This is a genomic window from Paenibacillus gallinarum (genome assembly GCF_014836635.1).
GTDB lineage: Bacteria > Bacillota > Bacilli > Paenibacillales > Paenibacillaceae > Paenibacillus > Paenibacillus gallinarum.
This window is the reverse complement of record NZ_JACSQL010000013.1, coordinates 40,467-55,687: the sequence shown is the minus strand read 5'-3', so window position 1 is coordinate 55,687 and position 15,221 is coordinate 40,467. Positions and strand designations below refer to the sequence as shown.

Below are 15,221 nucleotides of genomic sequence, written 5' to 3'. Positions count from 1 at the left end.
GGTCGATCGTCGTTGCCACTTGGAAAGGAAACTTCGTTCCCTTCCCAAATGACAAATACGACCGCTTCGCTTCTCCCTAGCCCCTTTCACCCCCTCCGCGCTGTAGCCAGCTTTTGATATGTTCCATACCTGCTCCCCTTTTCAGTAAACTGAATTTGGGGGAGTAAGTAATAAAGCGCGCAGGACCATGAGGTCCTGCGCGCTTTTTTTATTTTATCCAAAAGAAGGATATGATCGTTGTGCAAAATGTAAAGGGTACCTATAATTTCTTTGGAATGGAGCAAGCACTTAGAAAAAAAGTTCAAACGACCCTTCAAGAAGTCTTTGAGTTATATGACTTTGATTCCATGGATTCCACTATATTGAATGAACTAGACCTTTTGACATCAAAGTATGCAGGTGGCGATGAAATACGGAAAGAAATGTATCAATTCACGGATCAGGGATCTCGGAAAATTGGACTTCGATATGATCTAAATGCTGATACCTTCATTGTATTGAATTCATCAACTCATAGTAATATTTAGAATCACTAGTCTTATTAAGGCTATACCAGGCGTCTAATGTTTTTGGAGAAAACACATCTAAAGCTTTCAAGATGTGTGCAGAAAATTCCAACGGAGCTATTCCAGATGCTGTGATCAGTTTTCCATCAGTTACAGCAGACTCCATTTTGTAATACTTTTCTCCTGTATAAGTGGGACAGATCATTTTAAGGTATTCCAGATCATTGCTTGTATGCCCACGTGAATTCAGCAATCCTATCTGGGCAAGTCCCATTGTAGCACCACAAATCGCTGCAACCCATATACCTTCGCTTAAACACCTCTCTGCAATTTTTAGGAGGGGGTGGTGAATGGTTTCTGTCCATGTATCTCCACCGGGTAAAATCAACAGATCTGATCTTTCAATGCTACACTCATCCAATTTGATGTTAGGCAGTATTGTAAGTCCGCCCATTGTAGTTACTGGAGTCTTATCAATTCCCACGGTAACTATTTTTGATGGGGCCAGCCCCTTTTTATAATATCTTCCCGAGTTCAGTTCGGCAGTTAAATAGCCTATTTCCCAGTCTGCCATTGTGTCAAACACATAAAGATATACCGTATTATTCATTTGCAAGTTCTCCTTATTTTACAATTCATCAAGTGATACAACTATCCAGCGGTAATCAATGATTATCATCATTATAAAATAGCTTCACTGACATCCACTGTCAGTGAAGCTATTAAAGTTGATAATATTCCATTAACTCCGACACAACACCTACAAGTTTTTCCTTCAAACTCTGTGGTTCGATTACTTGAATGGATTTCCCGTAGGATAAGAGAAAATTAGGAACATAGGTATGAAGTGATTTTTCGTCAAGTAAAAAGATTGCTTGATTTGATGTACGCTCTTTCAGATGATGCCCCAAAAACCAATGCAGGCATAAGTCATCCAACGCCTCTGACCTACCTTCGATAATTAAAGCAATTAACCCGTCCTTGCCGACTAAATCAGGTAATAGATTTCGCAAAAAAAATTCCCTAGCCAAAAAAGCTTCGGAACGTTTAAATATGTTTTGAGTACGCTTGATTTGTAAAATTCGTTCTACCCGAAAGCTGCGGATCTCATTTCTCAGGTGGCAAAATGCAACAATATACCATTTATTGTTCCAGTAAACCATTCCATAGGGATCTATAACCCTAGTCTTGGGTTGATCATCACGGCCTGTGCGATAATCAATTTCTACAGAGAATTCGTTTGCTACAGCTTGCTCCAATTCCGCCAATACTGGCTGAATAGAAGGGTCTCCCTTACGGTTTATAACTTCAAATCCAGCTAAATGACGGTTGAGAACACTTTCCTGTTCCTGATTCGAATACATTTTCAATTTGGATGTCGCATTACCTAATGCCTCACTCAAAGGGTATCCGGCTTCTTTTGCAAAAACAGCAGCATGAAGAAGTGCTTTTTTTTCTTCAATATCAAATAGCAGAGGTGCTCTGATAAAATTATTCAGCAAGCTATACCCGCCATTATGACCAGTGTCGGATATTATAGGCACTCCACTGGCACCTAGCGCATCAATATACCGATAGACTGTTCTTATATTTATTTCTAACTTTTCCGCTATTTGTTTTGCGGTCATTTTAACGCCCGAATTCAGCATCCATAGGATTGCCAGCATATTATCGTTTTTCGGCATCACATATACCTCATCTTTTATTAGGACTTCTCTAAATTATTAGCTTAGTGAATCGCCTACATCCCTTTATTCATCAATCTTTCAGCCTTTCAATCCTCACCAATCTGCAATTTTTAACATTGCTGCTTTTACTCTCAACTCAACTTTCTGCTTTACCACAACTCGTGATACAGTTGACCGAGTATGATCTTAAACTAAGCTTCCCAATAGCTTAAAGAAAAAGCAACCGGTCTATTGATCGGTTGCTTACTTTTTCTAATTGAACTATCGCTTCTACGTTTACTTTAATGACTTTTCTCTACTTATCATTGCTTCAAATATTTTTTTGCCTGTAGAGTCTATCATAGTTCCTTGAGAAAGTTCTCTTTTAGTAATCCATTTTTTTAATTGAGCAAAATAATAATCCATAAGAGAATTCGAGAAAAAAGAATAATTTGATAGCAATACAACTCCTACACGGAGTTCCTTGTTGAAAGCTAGATAACTATTAAAACCAGATGTGGCCCCGTTATGCCAAAGGATACCTTTATCTAGAATTTTATCCTCACCCCAGCCAAAATAACGGTTTAAATCTCCGATCCATATAGGGAGATGACTTTTATGTAGTGTAGAGGCTACCAGGTTATCATCATTTAGATTGGCTTGGACAAATAAACTCAAATCTCTAACAGATGACTTAATCCCCCCTGCTCCTTCATATACAGAAAGGTCCCAATGAGGGACTCTTTTCCCAGTTGAAGCATACCCATTCAAAAACCTGCCATTCTGTTCTGAATCAAGCATAACGGCTGTCTCATTCATCTTTAATGGACTCGTTATATATTTTTTCAACAGTTCGTCATACTTACTTCCTGACACCTTACATAAGATATTTCCGAGTAAGCCCATACCCAAATTGGAATATTCAAACGAACCAATGCGATCCGTGTAGTCAGCATTAGATAAAAAAGCAATTAAATCTTCCTCGGTATAAATTGAATAAGGATTCGATCTTTTTTTAGACAAAACATGATTTGTTGCTAATACAGGTAATCCTGAGGTATGAGTAGCAAGATTTTTCAAGGTAATCTTATTCAAATAATCGTTTTTAGTGTTCTGCACGTACTTACCAACCATGTCATCCGAGGAAATCAGTTTTTCCCGTTCCATTTCTAATAAAAGTATGGATGTAAAAACTTTGGTTATGGAGCCGATTTCAAACAACATATTTTCAGGAGGGATCATACTTTTCTTTTTAGTATTACAAAATGAATAGTAATCAATATCTCCCTCCCTAATAATCCCGATACTAAGATGTAAATGTTTCTTATCTTTCGTGTAATCTGATACAAAATTATGTAAATCCTTCATTGTAAAAGTTACTCCTTCTAGTTTTATGATGCTTACATAAATCGAATGTTGAAATCACGTTAATAAACCTATTTTTGTATGTTAAATTATGTATTCGTTTCTATTTCCCTACATACCTGCCGGTTATCAAATTAAAAAGCTACGAAATAGTTAGCTATTAAGCTCTTTGTTTGATTCAAATCCGTGTCTGATCATAAATAAAATGAATCGTTTCCTCATCAGATGTATTCAAGAGAATTTAATAACGACGTCAACTCACTTTCATATCCTATATATGGTAAAATATTCATAATCGATTCAAAAAGGAGGAACATCATGCGTAAAGTTTTCGTTATGAGTATCCTTTTGCTCACCTTCATCCTGTCCGCCTGCTCTTCCAATGACTCTGACCTCAACGATGCAATTAAGGTAGCAAAAGAATACAAAACCACCGAGCTTCAAGCCGATAAACCAGAACCAAATGGAGAAATACCGATAGAGGACATTGAAGCTAAGGAAGATGCGATGAAACCGCTGACGAACTCTAGATTTTTTGAACGGAATAAGAAAAGCCGAGTGTATTCTCGTTCACTCCTCATTGCAAAGATCAAAGAAAGCGAAGTTGTGGTAAGTGATTTGAATTTTACCGAGAAAAATCAATCGGAGAATGAAATAGAGCTCGAGTATTCCGGTCTTATGTCATTTGCCGAAGAGAAAATTGAACTTGAAGGGATTATTACCTTATTACAGGAAAACGATGAATGGAAAGTAAACAATGATGTGTACAACTTTGAAGATCTTATACCGATCATTGACGAATCTATAAGTAAATAAAGAAAGGTAGGATTCTATGAGCCGCTCTTTTGTGTACTACCTGTGGGTAGCCATCATCGGATATCTCGCTGGACCTATTTTATACACAGCTGTACTGCGATTCTTATATCACGAGCCGCTTAGTCAGCAAGAACTATCGACACTTCTTACTTGGACCATCCCTACCTTTTTCACCGTAGGAATCTTGTTATATCTACTTTCCATCATCCTTCTCCGCTCCTTACGTATCTATAATCTACTCACCCAGACGGTGCTGTTTATTCTAGTTGGTATTCTGCCCGCTGCTCTGTTCACACTAGGTGCAGGAATGTTTAGCTATGCTGACATATCGTCACTAATCTCACCAGAAGGTCTGCTTTTTTTCCTATTCTTTTCGAGCATCGGAATTGTCTGCTCCTATGGTGTTTGGCTCGGACATAAGAAACTTAGAAAATCCCCCTTCTATGCTTTATCCGGGGTGTTAATCATCGCTTTTGCAATCCTTATCGTTGTACCACTTGGGTGAGTTTAGTCCATTATAAGAACAACCAAAATCCCCACAAGAAGGTTGATGTCAATTTCCTGACGCACCTTCTTTGCGGGGCTTTGAACCCATTTTTCACATATCTTCGTATGGCTCTGTGTCTACTCCATGAACATAATCACTTAACTGACTATAGATTTGAACAATCTGCTTCATCGGCATTCGCACCAGACCGCTCGAAGAAGGAGCTACAAATTCATGCATCCCGGCTAAAAATGGTTCCGGCTGAAATCCCCAATTTACTTTTGTCCTTTTTGTGTACTGTGCATAGACACCTTTTCCTACAAAACAAGCCACTTCCGGACGATACTTCTCAAGCTTCTGCTTCAAAATTTCTCGTCCTTCTGCATACTCTTCCTTCGTAATATCATCAATGCCAACGGTTGGTCTTGCCACAATATTGGTAAAACCATATCCCAGCTTCAGCAGATCCTGATCTTCTTTTGCCTCATATAGACGCGGTGTCAGTCCCGATTGATGCAAGATCCGATAAAAGTTATTTCTCGGATTGGCATAATGATGTCCAGTCTCGCCTGACTTAATACTCGGATTAAAGCCGATAAATATAATCTGAAGCCCATGCTCCAGATGATCGGATATGGGTTCCATCTGATATCCTGCTCCTTTATTTCTTGAGTCTGCTTATAAATCCTGGTGTTAATAGATTACCCAAGCGAGTCTAAAGATAACGTAGTTGGTTAATTAATACTTACAAAGAACCGTTCATTTCCCGTCCCACAATACTACCAAAATGCTATAATGTAACAAGTGTTTCTGAAAAATTCAGAAAAATGTGAACCTTTTTATAGAAAGAAGCTGAAGAATCTCATGATTTTAGACATCTTGCTTGAAGTAGTCCTACCCGTATTTGTACTGATTGGTGTAGGCTCATTAATGCAGCGCGTGTTTGAACTCGATCTGTATACACTCGCCAAAATCAACTTTTACTTTATTACTCCGGCTGCTGTGTTTATGAGTATGTATTTATCGGAAATGTCCGGTGAACTGCTTGGAACGATAGCCCTCTTTTATGCATTGTACTCCCTTATTCTCTATTTAATCGGCTGCATTGTGGCGAAATCATTTAAATTCAACAAAGGAATGAAGGCTGCTTTTAACAACAGTATTATGCTGGACAATGCAGGAAACTACGGAATGCCGATTAGTGCACTTGTATTCAAAGGCGATCCGCTTGCCGCTTCGATTCAGGCTTTTATTATGTCGATGCAGAGCTTGCTGACGTTTACATATGGGGTGCTTTCGATTCAAGGAGCACAGCTAAAAGGGAACTACCGCAGTCTTATTGTCGGGTTCCTCAAAATGCCTATCCCTTATGCTCTGCTGCTCGGTATTCTATGGAATGCACTGGATGCACCGCTTCCTACTTTTCTGTCGATGCCGTTAACTTACGCTCAGCAGTCCATGGTTGCCGTTGCTCTGTTGACCCTTGGAGCACAGATTGTAAAATATCCGCTTAGACTAGGAAGGATCACCGTATATGTCAGTATGTTCATTCGTTTGCTAATAGCTCCTGTCATCGGCATTGCACTTGTATATCTTCTCGGACTGGAAGGATTGACAGCACAGGCACTGATCATTGCTTCGGGTATGCCGACTGGCGTTAATGCTTCTATCCTAGCAGAAGAGTACCGAAATGAACCTGACTTTGCTGCTCAAACGGTTCTCATCTCTACGCTGTTTAATGTCGTAACGCTGATCGGACTCATTGCCATTGCTCGTACTTTTTAATAACTTGGCAAGCTCGTTTACTCCAAGCGCTTGGCATGTAAAATGTTAAAAAATCCTCTTCCCGTTTCATGGGAAGGGGATTTTTTGTGAAGAAGTCCGGCACCGTCTCTAATAGAGGTCGGATTCTTTTTATGTGAACCGTACTGCATTCATTAGGTCTCTAATGGTTTCGTACCTTCTCGATCATAAAAAAAGGGACCTTTCGCCCAGCTCACAGCAAGATGCATTAGAAGTTCAGTCTTTAGCTGTTCCCTGATCGCAGCATGCTGTTCCTGATCATATAGATTCGTCCATTCATGCGGGTCAGTACTCAGGTGATACAATTCACCTTTTGTTTCATGTACTCTTGATGCGGCCTGAGCGGCAGAACCTTCAATGTACAGAATCAGCTTCCACTCCGCTGTCCGCCACATATATGCTGGTGCTGAGTGAGGTGCGGTTACACCCTTCCCATGAAATTCGCAAAACGTACCGCGATGCCGAATATCACCTAATAGATCCACTCCGGGGAGCATGGGATTAGCTGAAAGTCCTGCTGCACGTGTCAACGTCGGCACAAGATCAACCAGTTCTGCAGGCTCCTGATCCACGGTTCCTCGCTTCTGCTCGGGTAGATAGGTACCTGATAAAATCAAAGGCACCCTCACACTGCTGTCATACAGATTATATTTGGTGAACCGATATTGCCGTTCTGAGAGCATCTCGCCATGATCCGATACAAATACAATGAGCGCATGTTCTAACCTTCCGAGCTGTTTCAGTTTATCTAGAGCAAGTCCGAAATAATGATCGAGCCAGGTACAATTCGCCCAGTATCTAAGTGTAGTCCTTCTCCGCTCTTCGGGACTGCGCTGCTCCCATACCTTTCTCTTATCCAGATAGGACTCACGACTATGTGTATTCAGTTTATCCGCAGCTGCGAGATGGGTATTCTCTTCCTCTGCCCAAGGCGGCTGCGGTATATCCGGAATATCTTTTATGTTATATAAATCTTCAAACTCTTTAGGCACATTGAACCCGGCATGCGGCTTGAGAAAAGACAGGTAAAAAAACAAAGGTCTATCTGAGTCTACTCCCTCTTCTAAAAACTGCAAAGCCTGATCAGCTACCCAGCCATCTCGATGCTGATTCATTCGGATTTGGCTTGTCATTCCGGTATAACCGTTACTATTTTCCTCTCCCCCGCCAAAATCCTTGGTCTCTTCATGATAGGCTTTCAGATCTTCTGGATGAGAGTCCCCCATCATCGTTGCACCCTGTTCATAATGACCACTCTCACGGGATAATCCAATCGATCTTACTTCGAAACCGCGCGAGGAAGGTTCTTCTACACCGTCACTATGATTCCAGTGCGTCTTCCCGAATCCAGCCGTTTGATATCCTGCGCGGTGCATCAGTTCGGGCAGCGGCTCAGATGGCAGCTTATCTTCCTCAAACAACCCGCCATAATTCGTTCGGACTCCAAGCTGTGACGGATAGTACCCCATCATCATGGAACTTCGGCTTGGCGCACACATCGGTGACTGGCAGACTGCATTTTGGTAGGTGATGCCCTCCTCAGCAAGCCGATCTAGATTTGGAGTATGAATATGCTCGTTAAATGTTCCAATACAATCCCAGCGCTGCTGATCTGTCATCAGAAAAATAATATTCGGTTTATGTTGAGACAAGTGACTCCCCCTCTCTTGGCTGCGCCTTACACTAATGAATAGCTGTTCAGATCCTTTCATTGAAGCGTTACTTCGTTCGATTTTTTTCATTCCCTAGTAACTTAAATCTATCGAATCCCCCTGTTTCCTGCAATTGCACATTTTTGTACTAACAGGAATTAAACTATGTTATGTTGGGATGAAGGCATTAGTATGAAATGAATACGACACTGGACTTATGATGAGGATGTGACTTTATTCCATGTTTTCTTGCTCGAATTGTTCCCCTACGGAACTGATCTATGAAATAAAAATGACCGGAGAACACAATCTTGCCGTCATAAAAGATATTATCCATCATCTTTTAGCCCAATCCTCGATCACGCGTTACACTTCTGATACACTGTTCATTCGCGAATCGGAACTAAACAGCCTAAATGACTTTTTTCAGGATCATATGCATTTGGATCATATCAAATTCCGTATCTTTGAGGAGAAGTGGCAACCTTTTCGTAATTGGACTATGATGCAATCCCTGCAGTGGGTAGATGAAATCATTATGCAAAAGCGAATCACCTGTTATGCCCAGCCGATTGTTAACAAAGAAGGATCCATCATGGCTTACGAAATGCTTGCTCGTTTTATTCACGAAGATGGGAAGCTCTTGTCTCCTTTTGAAGTATTTGAAGCAGCAAAAACTCGGGGGCGTCTATATGCTCTGGATCGTCTATGCCGAATGGAATCCGTACGCGCATCAGTCGGCTTGTCTGGATTTATATTCATCAATTTTATTCCAACGTCGATCTATTCTCCTGAGCATTGTTTAACCTCCACTATTCAGACGGCAGAAGAAATCGGTGTCTCTCCCTCCAAATTTGTCTTCGAAGTCGTTGAGACCGAAAAGGTAGATGACTTGGAACATCTGAAGAATATTCTCGGCTTCTACAAAGAACGCGGATTCAAATATGCACTGGACGATGTAGGCGAAGGATATAGTACGATCGAGCTTTTGCGAGAGATTAAACCACACTTTATGAAATTGGATAAGAAATATGTCCAAGGAGTGGCTGGGGACGAAAATAAACAAAAAGTAGCACAGATCATGCTCGAGGCAGCATTACAAGTAGATTCCGTTCCACTTGCCGAAGGTATTGAGGAAGACGAAGATTATGTATGGCTACGTGACCGGGGATTTCTCCTATTCCAGGGATACTTATTCGGACGACCTGCACCTATCCATACCTTTGTTTTATAATTCCACCTATTAAATCCCTGACGAGCCCATGTTCCAGATCACTGGATATGGGTTTTTACGTGTGTTCTGCAACGAAAAGAAATCTCTTCTGACCTCCTTCAATATGTGATAAAAGTCCTTGAAAACCACAAAATGATATGCGTTAAACAACACGAATTTACATGGATGAACCTTACTCAAGATGGTATGATGCAAACACATACTATCCCAACTTAAATAGTGGGCTTTATTAGATTCTCTGAACCCGTTCAGGATAACTCTAAAAAATGTCTGCTCTACTTTTTAATGAAATAGAAGCTCTACATGATAAGGAGGGTTATATATTTATGAAAAAGAAAAAAAGTTCTTCTCTGGTGATGCTCACACTCGCATTCTCCCTTGCCCTCAGTGCATGCGGAGGAGGAAATAGTACTTCTTCCTCGGGAGATCAAGTGAAGATCAGCTTCATTCACTGGAACAGTGATGCAAAAGTATGGAATGAAATTATTAGTAATTTTGAAACCGACAATCCTGGGATTGAAGTATCCATGCAGACGTTTCCTTCGGAACAATACCAGACTACTGCACAAGCGAAGCTAATGGATGGATCGGTTGGTGATGTATTTGCCTCTTTCCCTGGTGCCCAGTTTGAATCCTTGGCTAAAGCAGGAATTTATACCGACCTTACAGGTGAATCTTTTGTGGACAACTACAAACCAGATCTCATTAAATCTGGCGCTAAAGAAGATAAGCAATATGCTCTTCCCTACAATCTGATATATAACATTCCCGTATATAACGTAGGTTTGTTTGAGAAATACGGACTTACTCCCCCTGATGACTGGGAGGGATTCCTTGCTCTATGTGAAAAGCTAAAAAGTGAAGGGATCATCCCGCTCGCTTTCCCCGGCGCCGATATCGGACCTGGACAGTTTATGAACCCGATGATGATGAACAATGCACCGGACGAGGAGATTTTCGCTAAGCTAGAAGCTGGAGATGCAAAACTCACGGATGAATGGTGGGTGAAGACGCTGGCTCAGTTCAAAGAACTGAATGACAAAGGTTACTTCCAGGACGGAGCACTCGGTACGAACACCGATGGAGCGATTGCTCTTTTTGTTCAAGAAAAAGCAGCTATGCTGGCTACAGGATCTTATTCCATGTCAGCCATACTGGCAGGAAATCCAGACCTTAGTCTAAACCTAATTGCTCCGATCACGGTAGCTTCTTCCGAAGCCAAATATGAAGGCATTCATACAACAACCTTTATGCTGGGAGTGAATAGTAAGTCTAAACACCCGGAAGAAGCGAAAAAGTTTCTTGCCTATCTTAGCAGCACAGAGGTTGCGAGCAAGGTAGCCAATGAAACAGAGCAAGATGTTCCTGTAAAAGACATTGAGTATACAGCACCTGCTCTACAGGCGATTAGTGACTGGAGCACGAAAAACACCCGCTTTCAGCCGCGTTATCTCATCAAGAGTATCGAGATTCAAAAAGCCGTAACAAGCTCGATTCAGGAAGTGATTTCAGGTACATCACCGGAGAAAGCTGCTCAAAATGCACAGGTTATCGTGGATCAGCAGCTAAATCAGTAATTATGGGAGTACGTAAATCGATCTATTGGTTCTTCGTTCCCGGTCTGCTTCTTTATCTCACTTTTTTTATCTATCCCACTCTAAAGGGGCTGTATTATTCCTTCACGGATTGGGACGGGATGTCCGAAACATTGAATTTTGTTGGTCTTCGAAACTATGTACATGTAGCGGAGAATACGATTTTTCACAAAGCACTGGGTAATAATCTCAAATTTATGTTTAGTGTCGTTATTGTTCAGACCTTGGTATCCCTTGTACTTGCTCTGCTGTTAGTACGTAATACGAAGGTGAATATCGGACTACGGGCTCTTTATTTTTTCCCAACCATCCTATCATCAGCAGCTGTTGGTTTCATAGGAACTTATCTGTATGATCCTAATTCAGGTTTGTTGAATGCCGTGCTGAATCAGATTGGCTTGTCTTTTCTATCTAATAACTGGCTGGGGGACCCGTCCATCGCAATTTATTCTGTTGCAGGGATTCAGGCGTGGGCACATATTGGGCAGATGATTATTTTATTTGTTGCCGGCCTGCACGGGATACCTGAAGAATTGAATGAAGCTGCGAGGCTGGACGGGGGAAACCGCTGGCAGATATTCCGATTTGTGACTTGGCCTTTACTCGCACCTGCTGCGACGCTGGTCATTGCCTATACGACGATTCAATCATTTAAGGCGTTCGATTTGATCTATGTAATGACTCGTGGCGGCCCTTCTTACTCTACAGAAATTTTGTCAACCTATATCTATTCAGCAGCATTCCAGAATTACAATTTCGGACATGCTTCGGCTGCTTCTATTTATTTCTTAGCTATTATTGCTCTAGTCACATTCGTGCAATTCAAGGCACTCAGGTCCGACAAATTACCAAACTAACGAAAGGAGGAATTCTTTATGGTCTCTCGCTTACTCGGTAAGCTGCTTCTTCTTTTGTATGCAATCATTATTTCGCTTCCACTTTTGATGGTTGCTACAGCAACGATGAAAAACCAGCAGCAGTTCTATATGAATCCACTCGGCCTGCCTTCCTCCTTCTCGCTAGATAACTACCGTAACTTGTTTGTTGACCAGCCGATGATTGCCTATTTCAGCAACAGTATCATCGTTTCATTTACAACGGTACTTTTGCTGCTCATCTTAGCCAGCTTGATTGCCTTTGGACTGTATCGTCTGTCAAATAATATCGCAAAAGCGATCCTGGTTCTGTTTGTGGTAGGTCTCATGGTTCCTTCTCAGGTGAATATGATTCCAATTTACTCTTTTCTCAGAGATATTGGACTTACGAATAGCCGAACAGGACTTATTCTTGTCACGATCTCGCTACTCATGCCATTGTCCGTGTTTATGATTAGCGGGTTTATGAAATCTCTGCCAAGAGAAGTATTTGAATCTGCCAGTATCGATGGGGCAGGCGAAGGAAGAATGTATATGCAGATCGCCATCCCACTATCTGTACCTTACCTCGCTGCAACGGCTACTTTTTTATTCGTATCCGTATGGAATGATCTACTGTTCCCGCTACTGCTCATTACGGACAAATCAAAAATGACACTCCCGCTTGCATTGCTTCAGTTCCAAGGAGAGTATTCCACCAATTATCCGGGACTGCTCACAGGCGTAGTGATCATCTCACTGCCTATGCTGATTATGTTCTTGTTCTTGCAGCGCTTCTTCATATCGGGAATAACTGCGGGCTCATTAAAAGGATAATAAAATAAATACACACAAATACACAAAAAGACAAGCTAAGGAAGCAGATCTGTCGCTTGTCTTTTTGCGTATCTAATCTCCATTTATTACTTTGTATTCGTTAATTTCCTAATCTGGCTCGGCACAGTCTTGCTCTACCTGCTGACGGTACCGTGCAGGAGAAAAGCCAGCATAGTTCTTGAACGCCTTTGAGAAGGAAAATAGATCAGGGTAACCTACTGACTGAGCAATCTCTCCGAGCTTATAAGAGGTATGGATTAACAAGGATTCTGCTTCATTCATCCGCAGCTGCTGCATATATTTCATTGGCGAAATGCCGTAGGTTTTGTGGAATGTTTTCGTAAAATGGGTACGTTCTACTCCGACATAATCAGCTACACTTTTGATCGTGATGCCACCGGCGTAGTGGATTTCAAGATACTCTTTTCCTTTTTGTACCCAAGAGGGTTCTCGAACAATATCCTGGGTTACTGACCTTGGCACCGTCAGAGTAGCAAATACTCGCAATAAGAATGTCAGTCTTTCTAGATCTGAGTAATCTTTTTGTTCGTTGTAACAGGACTGGAACCATTCTTCCATCACATGAACCGTTTCCTCTCTCACACTTTTGCTGCGGTGAGGTCTTGCAGGACTCAGCCCCGTTCTCTCCAGAAGTGACAAGGCCTGCTTACCGTCAAAAGCAAAGAATATTTTGCGCAGAGTACTTGCTTCAGACGTGTAATATTCATGTGTTACTTGAGGAAACAAGCAAAAAAGATCTCCGGGATGGAGTGGATATATTTCCCCGTTCTGAATAAAGGCACCTTCTCCATCCAGTACCATCATTAAATAATAGTAAGGTGTGACGCGCGGTCCAATATGATATCCAGGCTTTGTCTGATTGGCTCCGAGACGAATGGGCCAGGCTGCGCTCGCCTTCTCATAAACCGAGGGATTAAAGAAATGGATTTCCAAAAATTCATGATAATCTTCTTTCATGTTTTGAAACATTGTATCCCTCCCCATACCACAAAATGATAAATTTAACTCCCCTTCTATTGCTATGGTTTCAACTGTAAATCATTGTTAATATTATTATACTATTCCTACCTACTTAGTTGTCATTATTTAATTTCATCATACCGTATCAAATCTGAAAAAGAAAAGTGTTCCTTTAAAAGAAATCGTAATCCCATAGAGATCATCAATATTAAACAGAGGAGATTATAATCATGAGTGAAACGAAATCCGTAGAGTTTGGCTGGTTTATTCCTACGAATGGAGATGGCAGATATATTGGAACAGCGCTCGAAAGAGAGCCTTCTCAAGAATATTTTATACAGGTTGCAAAGGCAGCAGAGAAAGCAGGTTATGAGTTCACCCTTATTCCCGCTGGTGGCGATTGCTGGGATGGATGGATTGTAGGCTCTTGGGTGGCTGCACATACGACGAAACTGAAACCGCTGATCGCGATGAGACCTGGGCTTATCTCTCCAGTACTTGCCGCACGTATGGCATCTACGCTAGATCAAATGTCGGGAGGCAGAGCTCTCATTAATGTGGTCACTGGGCATTATCCAGCTGACCTTAAAGCAACAGGAGATCCGCTACACGGTAGTCATGATGAACGATATGAGCGCACGAAAGAATTTTTAGATGTAGTTAAAGGGGTATGGGGTGAAGACGGTTCAGGCAGTGGATTTGATTATGAAGGACAACATTATCAGGTCGAGGGCGGCGTAAGTAAGCCAGCTGCTCTCCAGGATCCACATCCTCCTCTGTATTTTGGCGGAAGTTCGGTTGCCGGAAAAAAGGTGGCTGCTGAAAGTGCAGACGTGTATCTGATGTGGGGCGAACCTCTGGAATGGATTCAAGAGCAGATTGCGGAGATGGAGCAGCATCTTAAAGATCTGAAAGAACGAACGGGTATTTCTCGCACACTCCGCTACGGCATTCGCGCTCAAGTCGTTGTCCGAGAAACGGAAGAAGAGGCTTGGAAAGCAGCATGGAATATCTTAAGTAAAGTAGAACCGGATCAATTAAAGAATCAAGAAAAACTACATGCCAAAACTGACGCTACCAATCAAAAACGCCAAATGGATCTATATGAACAGTCGAAGGATCAAGATTATATCATCGGGCCAAATCTCTGGTCCGGTTTGTCAGCGGTACGTGGCGGCGGAGCGGTCGCTTTCGTAGGTACACCAGAACAAGTGTCTGACCGTCTGATCGAGTTTGTCGATGCAGGTGTAAGTTCCTTCATTCTATCGGGATATCCTCATCTGGAGGAAGCAGAGATTACAGGGGAACTGCTGATGCCTGTGGTGAAAAGAAAACTTGCGGAGCGTGCGATTAGCGTAACGATTTAATTCTTTTTCGAGTACTTGAGTGGATTACTTCTAATCACCTTCTCGTTCCATATCACT

15 protein-coding genes are annotated in these 15,221 nt (G+C 41.7%); 9 read left to right on the top strand and 6 right to left on the bottom strand.

From position 1 onward, the window contains the following. Nucleotides 1-239 precede the first annotated feature (239 nt). Nucleotides 240-527: an ATP phosphoribosyltransferase regulatory subunit gene (locus tag H9647_RS21060; RefSeq protein ID WP_191803740.1), complete on the top strand. Its 288-nt coding sequence runs from the start codon at nucleotides 240-242 to the stop codon at nucleotides 525-527. Here the strand turns inward: H9647_RS21060 and H9647_RS21055 are convergent. The 3 genes from H9647_RS21055 to H9647_RS21045 form a co-directional block, all read right to left on the bottom strand. Continuing rightward, a complete protein-coding gene (locus tag H9647_RS21055; protein WP_191803738.1) occupies nucleotides 490-1,116 on the bottom strand; it encodes a type 1 glutamine amidotransferase family protein in 627 nt (208 codons plus the stop codon). The genes H9647_RS21060 and H9647_RS21055 overlap by 38 nt on opposite strands. Nucleotides 1,117-1,228: 112 nt before the next feature. After that, nucleotides 1,229-2,191 (bottom strand): helix-turn-helix transcriptional regulator, encoded by a 963-nt coding sequence (locus H9647_RS21050; protein ID WP_191803736.1) that lies wholly within the window; start codon nucleotides 2,189-2,191, stop codon nucleotides 1,229-1,231. Nucleotides 2,192-2,470: 279 nt separating this feature from the next. After that, nucleotides 2,471-3,541 carry a serine hydrolase domain-containing protein gene (locus H9647_RS21045; RefSeq protein ID WP_191803734.1) on the bottom strand — a complete coding sequence of 357 codons (1,071 nt, stop codon included), beginning with the start codon at nucleotides 3,539-3,541 and terminating at the stop codon, nucleotides 2,471-2,473. 315 nt (nucleotides 3,542-3,856) lie between these two features. Between H9647_RS21045 and H9647_RS21040 the strand changes: the two genes are divergently transcribed. Both H9647_RS21040 and H9647_RS21035 read left to right on the top strand, forming a co-directional pair. After that, nucleotides 3,857-4,354 carry a hypothetical protein gene (locus H9647_RS21040; RefSeq protein ID WP_191803732.1) on the top strand — a complete coding sequence of 166 codons (498 nt, stop codon included), beginning with the start codon at nucleotides 3,857-3,859 and terminating at the stop codon, nucleotides 4,352-4,354. 31 nt (nucleotides 4,355-4,385) lie between these two features. After that, nucleotides 4,386-4,859, top strand: a complete 474-nt coding sequence (locus H9647_RS21035; RefSeq protein ID WP_191803730.1) for a hypothetical protein — start codon at nucleotides 4,386-4,388, stop codon at nucleotides 4,857-4,859. A 93-nt stretch (nucleotides 4,860-4,952) separates the two neighbouring features. On the opposite strand, the gene H9647_RS21030 is transcribed toward H9647_RS21035, so the two are convergent. After that, nucleotides 4,953-5,486, bottom strand: coding sequence for a mismatch-specific DNA-glycosylase (locus tag H9647_RS21030; RefSeq protein ID WP_191803728.1), 534 nt, complete (start codon nucleotides 5,484-5,486; stop codon nucleotides 4,953-4,955). A 219-nt stretch (nucleotides 5,487-5,705) separates the two neighbouring features. Here H9647_RS21030 and H9647_RS21025 point away from each other — a divergent pair, with 219 nt between their 5' ends. Further along, a complete protein-coding gene (locus tag H9647_RS21025) occupies nucleotides 5,706-6,626 on the top strand; it encodes an AEC family transporter (protein ID WP_191803727.1) in 921 nt (306 codons plus the stop codon). 152 nt (nucleotides 6,627-6,778) lie between these two features. On the opposite strand, the gene H9647_RS21020 is transcribed toward H9647_RS21025, so the two are convergent. Further along, complete coding sequence (locus tag H9647_RS21020; protein WP_225229464.1) at nucleotides 6,779-8,386, bottom strand: sulfatase family protein; 1,608 nt, start codon at nucleotides 8,384-8,386, stop codon at nucleotides 6,779-6,781. Nucleotides 8,387-8,588: 202 nt separating this feature from the next. Here H9647_RS21020 and H9647_RS21015 point away from each other — a divergent pair, with 202 nt between their 5' ends. The 4 genes from H9647_RS21015 (at nucleotide 8,589) to H9647_RS21000 (ending at nucleotide 12,816) form a co-directional block, all read left to right on the top strand. Continuing rightward, complete coding sequence (locus H9647_RS21015) at nucleotides 8,589-9,530, top strand: EAL domain-containing protein (protein WP_225229463.1); 942 nt, start codon at nucleotides 8,589-8,591, stop codon at nucleotides 9,528-9,530. 326 nt (nucleotides 9,531-9,856) lie between these two features. Beyond that, nucleotides 9,857-11,107 carry an ABC transporter substrate-binding protein gene (locus H9647_RS21010; protein WP_191803723.1) on the top strand — a complete coding sequence of 417 codons (1,251 nt, stop codon included), beginning with the start codon at nucleotides 9,857-9,859 and terminating at the stop codon, nucleotides 11,105-11,107. A gap of 2 nt (nucleotides 11,108-11,109) precedes the next feature. Then, nucleotides 11,110-11,982 (top strand): carbohydrate ABC transporter permease, encoded by an 873-nt coding sequence (locus H9647_RS21005; RefSeq protein WP_191803721.1) that lies wholly within the window; start codon nucleotides 11,110-11,112, stop codon nucleotides 11,980-11,982. An 18-nt stretch (nucleotides 11,983-12,000) separates the two neighbouring features. Further along, nucleotides 12,001-12,816: a carbohydrate ABC transporter permease gene (locus H9647_RS21000; RefSeq protein ID WP_191803719.1), complete on the top strand. Its 816-nt coding sequence runs from the start codon at nucleotides 12,001-12,003 to the stop codon at nucleotides 12,814-12,816. 108 nt (nucleotides 12,817-12,924) lie between these two features. Here the strand turns inward: H9647_RS21000 and H9647_RS20995 are convergent, their stop codons facing one another. Continuing rightward, entirely contained in the window at nucleotides 12,925-13,806 is an 882-nt protein-coding gene (locus H9647_RS20995; RefSeq protein WP_191803717.1) for a helix-turn-helix transcriptional regulator, read from the bottom strand. A 221-nt stretch (nucleotides 13,807-14,027) separates the two neighbouring features. Here H9647_RS20995 and H9647_RS20990 point away from each other — a divergent pair, with 221 nt between their 5' ends. Beyond that, nucleotides 14,028-15,164, top strand: a complete 1,137-nt coding sequence (locus H9647_RS20990; RefSeq protein ID WP_191803715.1) for an LLM class flavin-dependent oxidoreductase — start codon at nucleotides 14,028-14,030, stop codon at nucleotides 15,162-15,164. Nucleotides 15,165-15,221 lie beyond the last annotated feature (57 nt).

Bases quoted from the DNA above. Each gene is read 5' to 3' on its own strand.
- H9647_RS21055 (WP_191803738.1), bottom strand. From the start codon at position 1,116: ATGAATAATACGGTATATCTTTATGTGTTTGACACAATGGCAGACTGG.
- H9647_RS21050 (WP_191803736.1), bottom strand. From the start codon at position 2,191: ATGCCGAAAAACGATAATATGCTGGCAATCCTATGGATGCTGAATTCG.
- H9647_RS21045 (WP_191803734.1), bottom strand. From the start codon at position 3,541: ATGAAGGATTTACATAATTTTGTATCAGATTACACGAAAGATAAGAAA.
- H9647_RS21040 (WP_191803732.1), top strand. From the start codon at position 3,857: ATGCGTAAAGTTTTCGTTATGAGTATCCTTTTGCTCACCTTCATCCTG.
- H9647_RS21030 (WP_191803728.1), bottom strand. From the start codon at position 5,486: ATGGAACCCATATCCGATCATCTGGAGCATGGGCTTCAGATTATATTT.
- H9647_RS21025 (WP_191803727.1), top strand. From the start codon at position 5,706: ATGATTTTAGACATCTTGCTTGAAGTAGTCCTACCCGTATTTGTACTG.
- H9647_RS21020 (WP_225229464.1), bottom strand. From the start codon at position 8,386: ATGAAAAAAATCGAACGAAGTAACGCTTCAATGAAAGGATCTGAACAG.
- H9647_RS21015 (WP_225229463.1), top strand. From the start codon at position 8,589: ATGACCGGAGAACACAATCTTGCCGTCATAAAAGATATTATCCATCAT.
- H9647_RS21010 (WP_191803723.1), top strand. From the start codon at position 9,857: ATGAAAAAGAAAAAAAGTTCTTCTCTGGTGATGCTCACACTCGCATTC.
- H9647_RS21005 (WP_191803721.1), top strand. From the start codon at position 11,110: ATGGGAGTACGTAAATCGATCTATTGGTTCTTCGTTCCCGGTCTGCTT.
- H9647_RS21000 (WP_191803719.1), top strand. From the start codon at position 12,001: ATGGTCTCTCGCTTACTCGGTAAGCTGCTTCTTCTTTTGTATGCAATC.
- H9647_RS20995 (WP_191803717.1), bottom strand. From the start codon at position 13,806: ATGTTTCAAAACATGAAAGAAGATTATCATGAATTTTTGGAAATCCAT.
- H9647_RS20990 (WP_191803715.1), top strand. From the start codon at position 14,028: ATGAGTGAAACGAAATCCGTAGAGTTTGGCTGGTTTATTCCTACGAAT.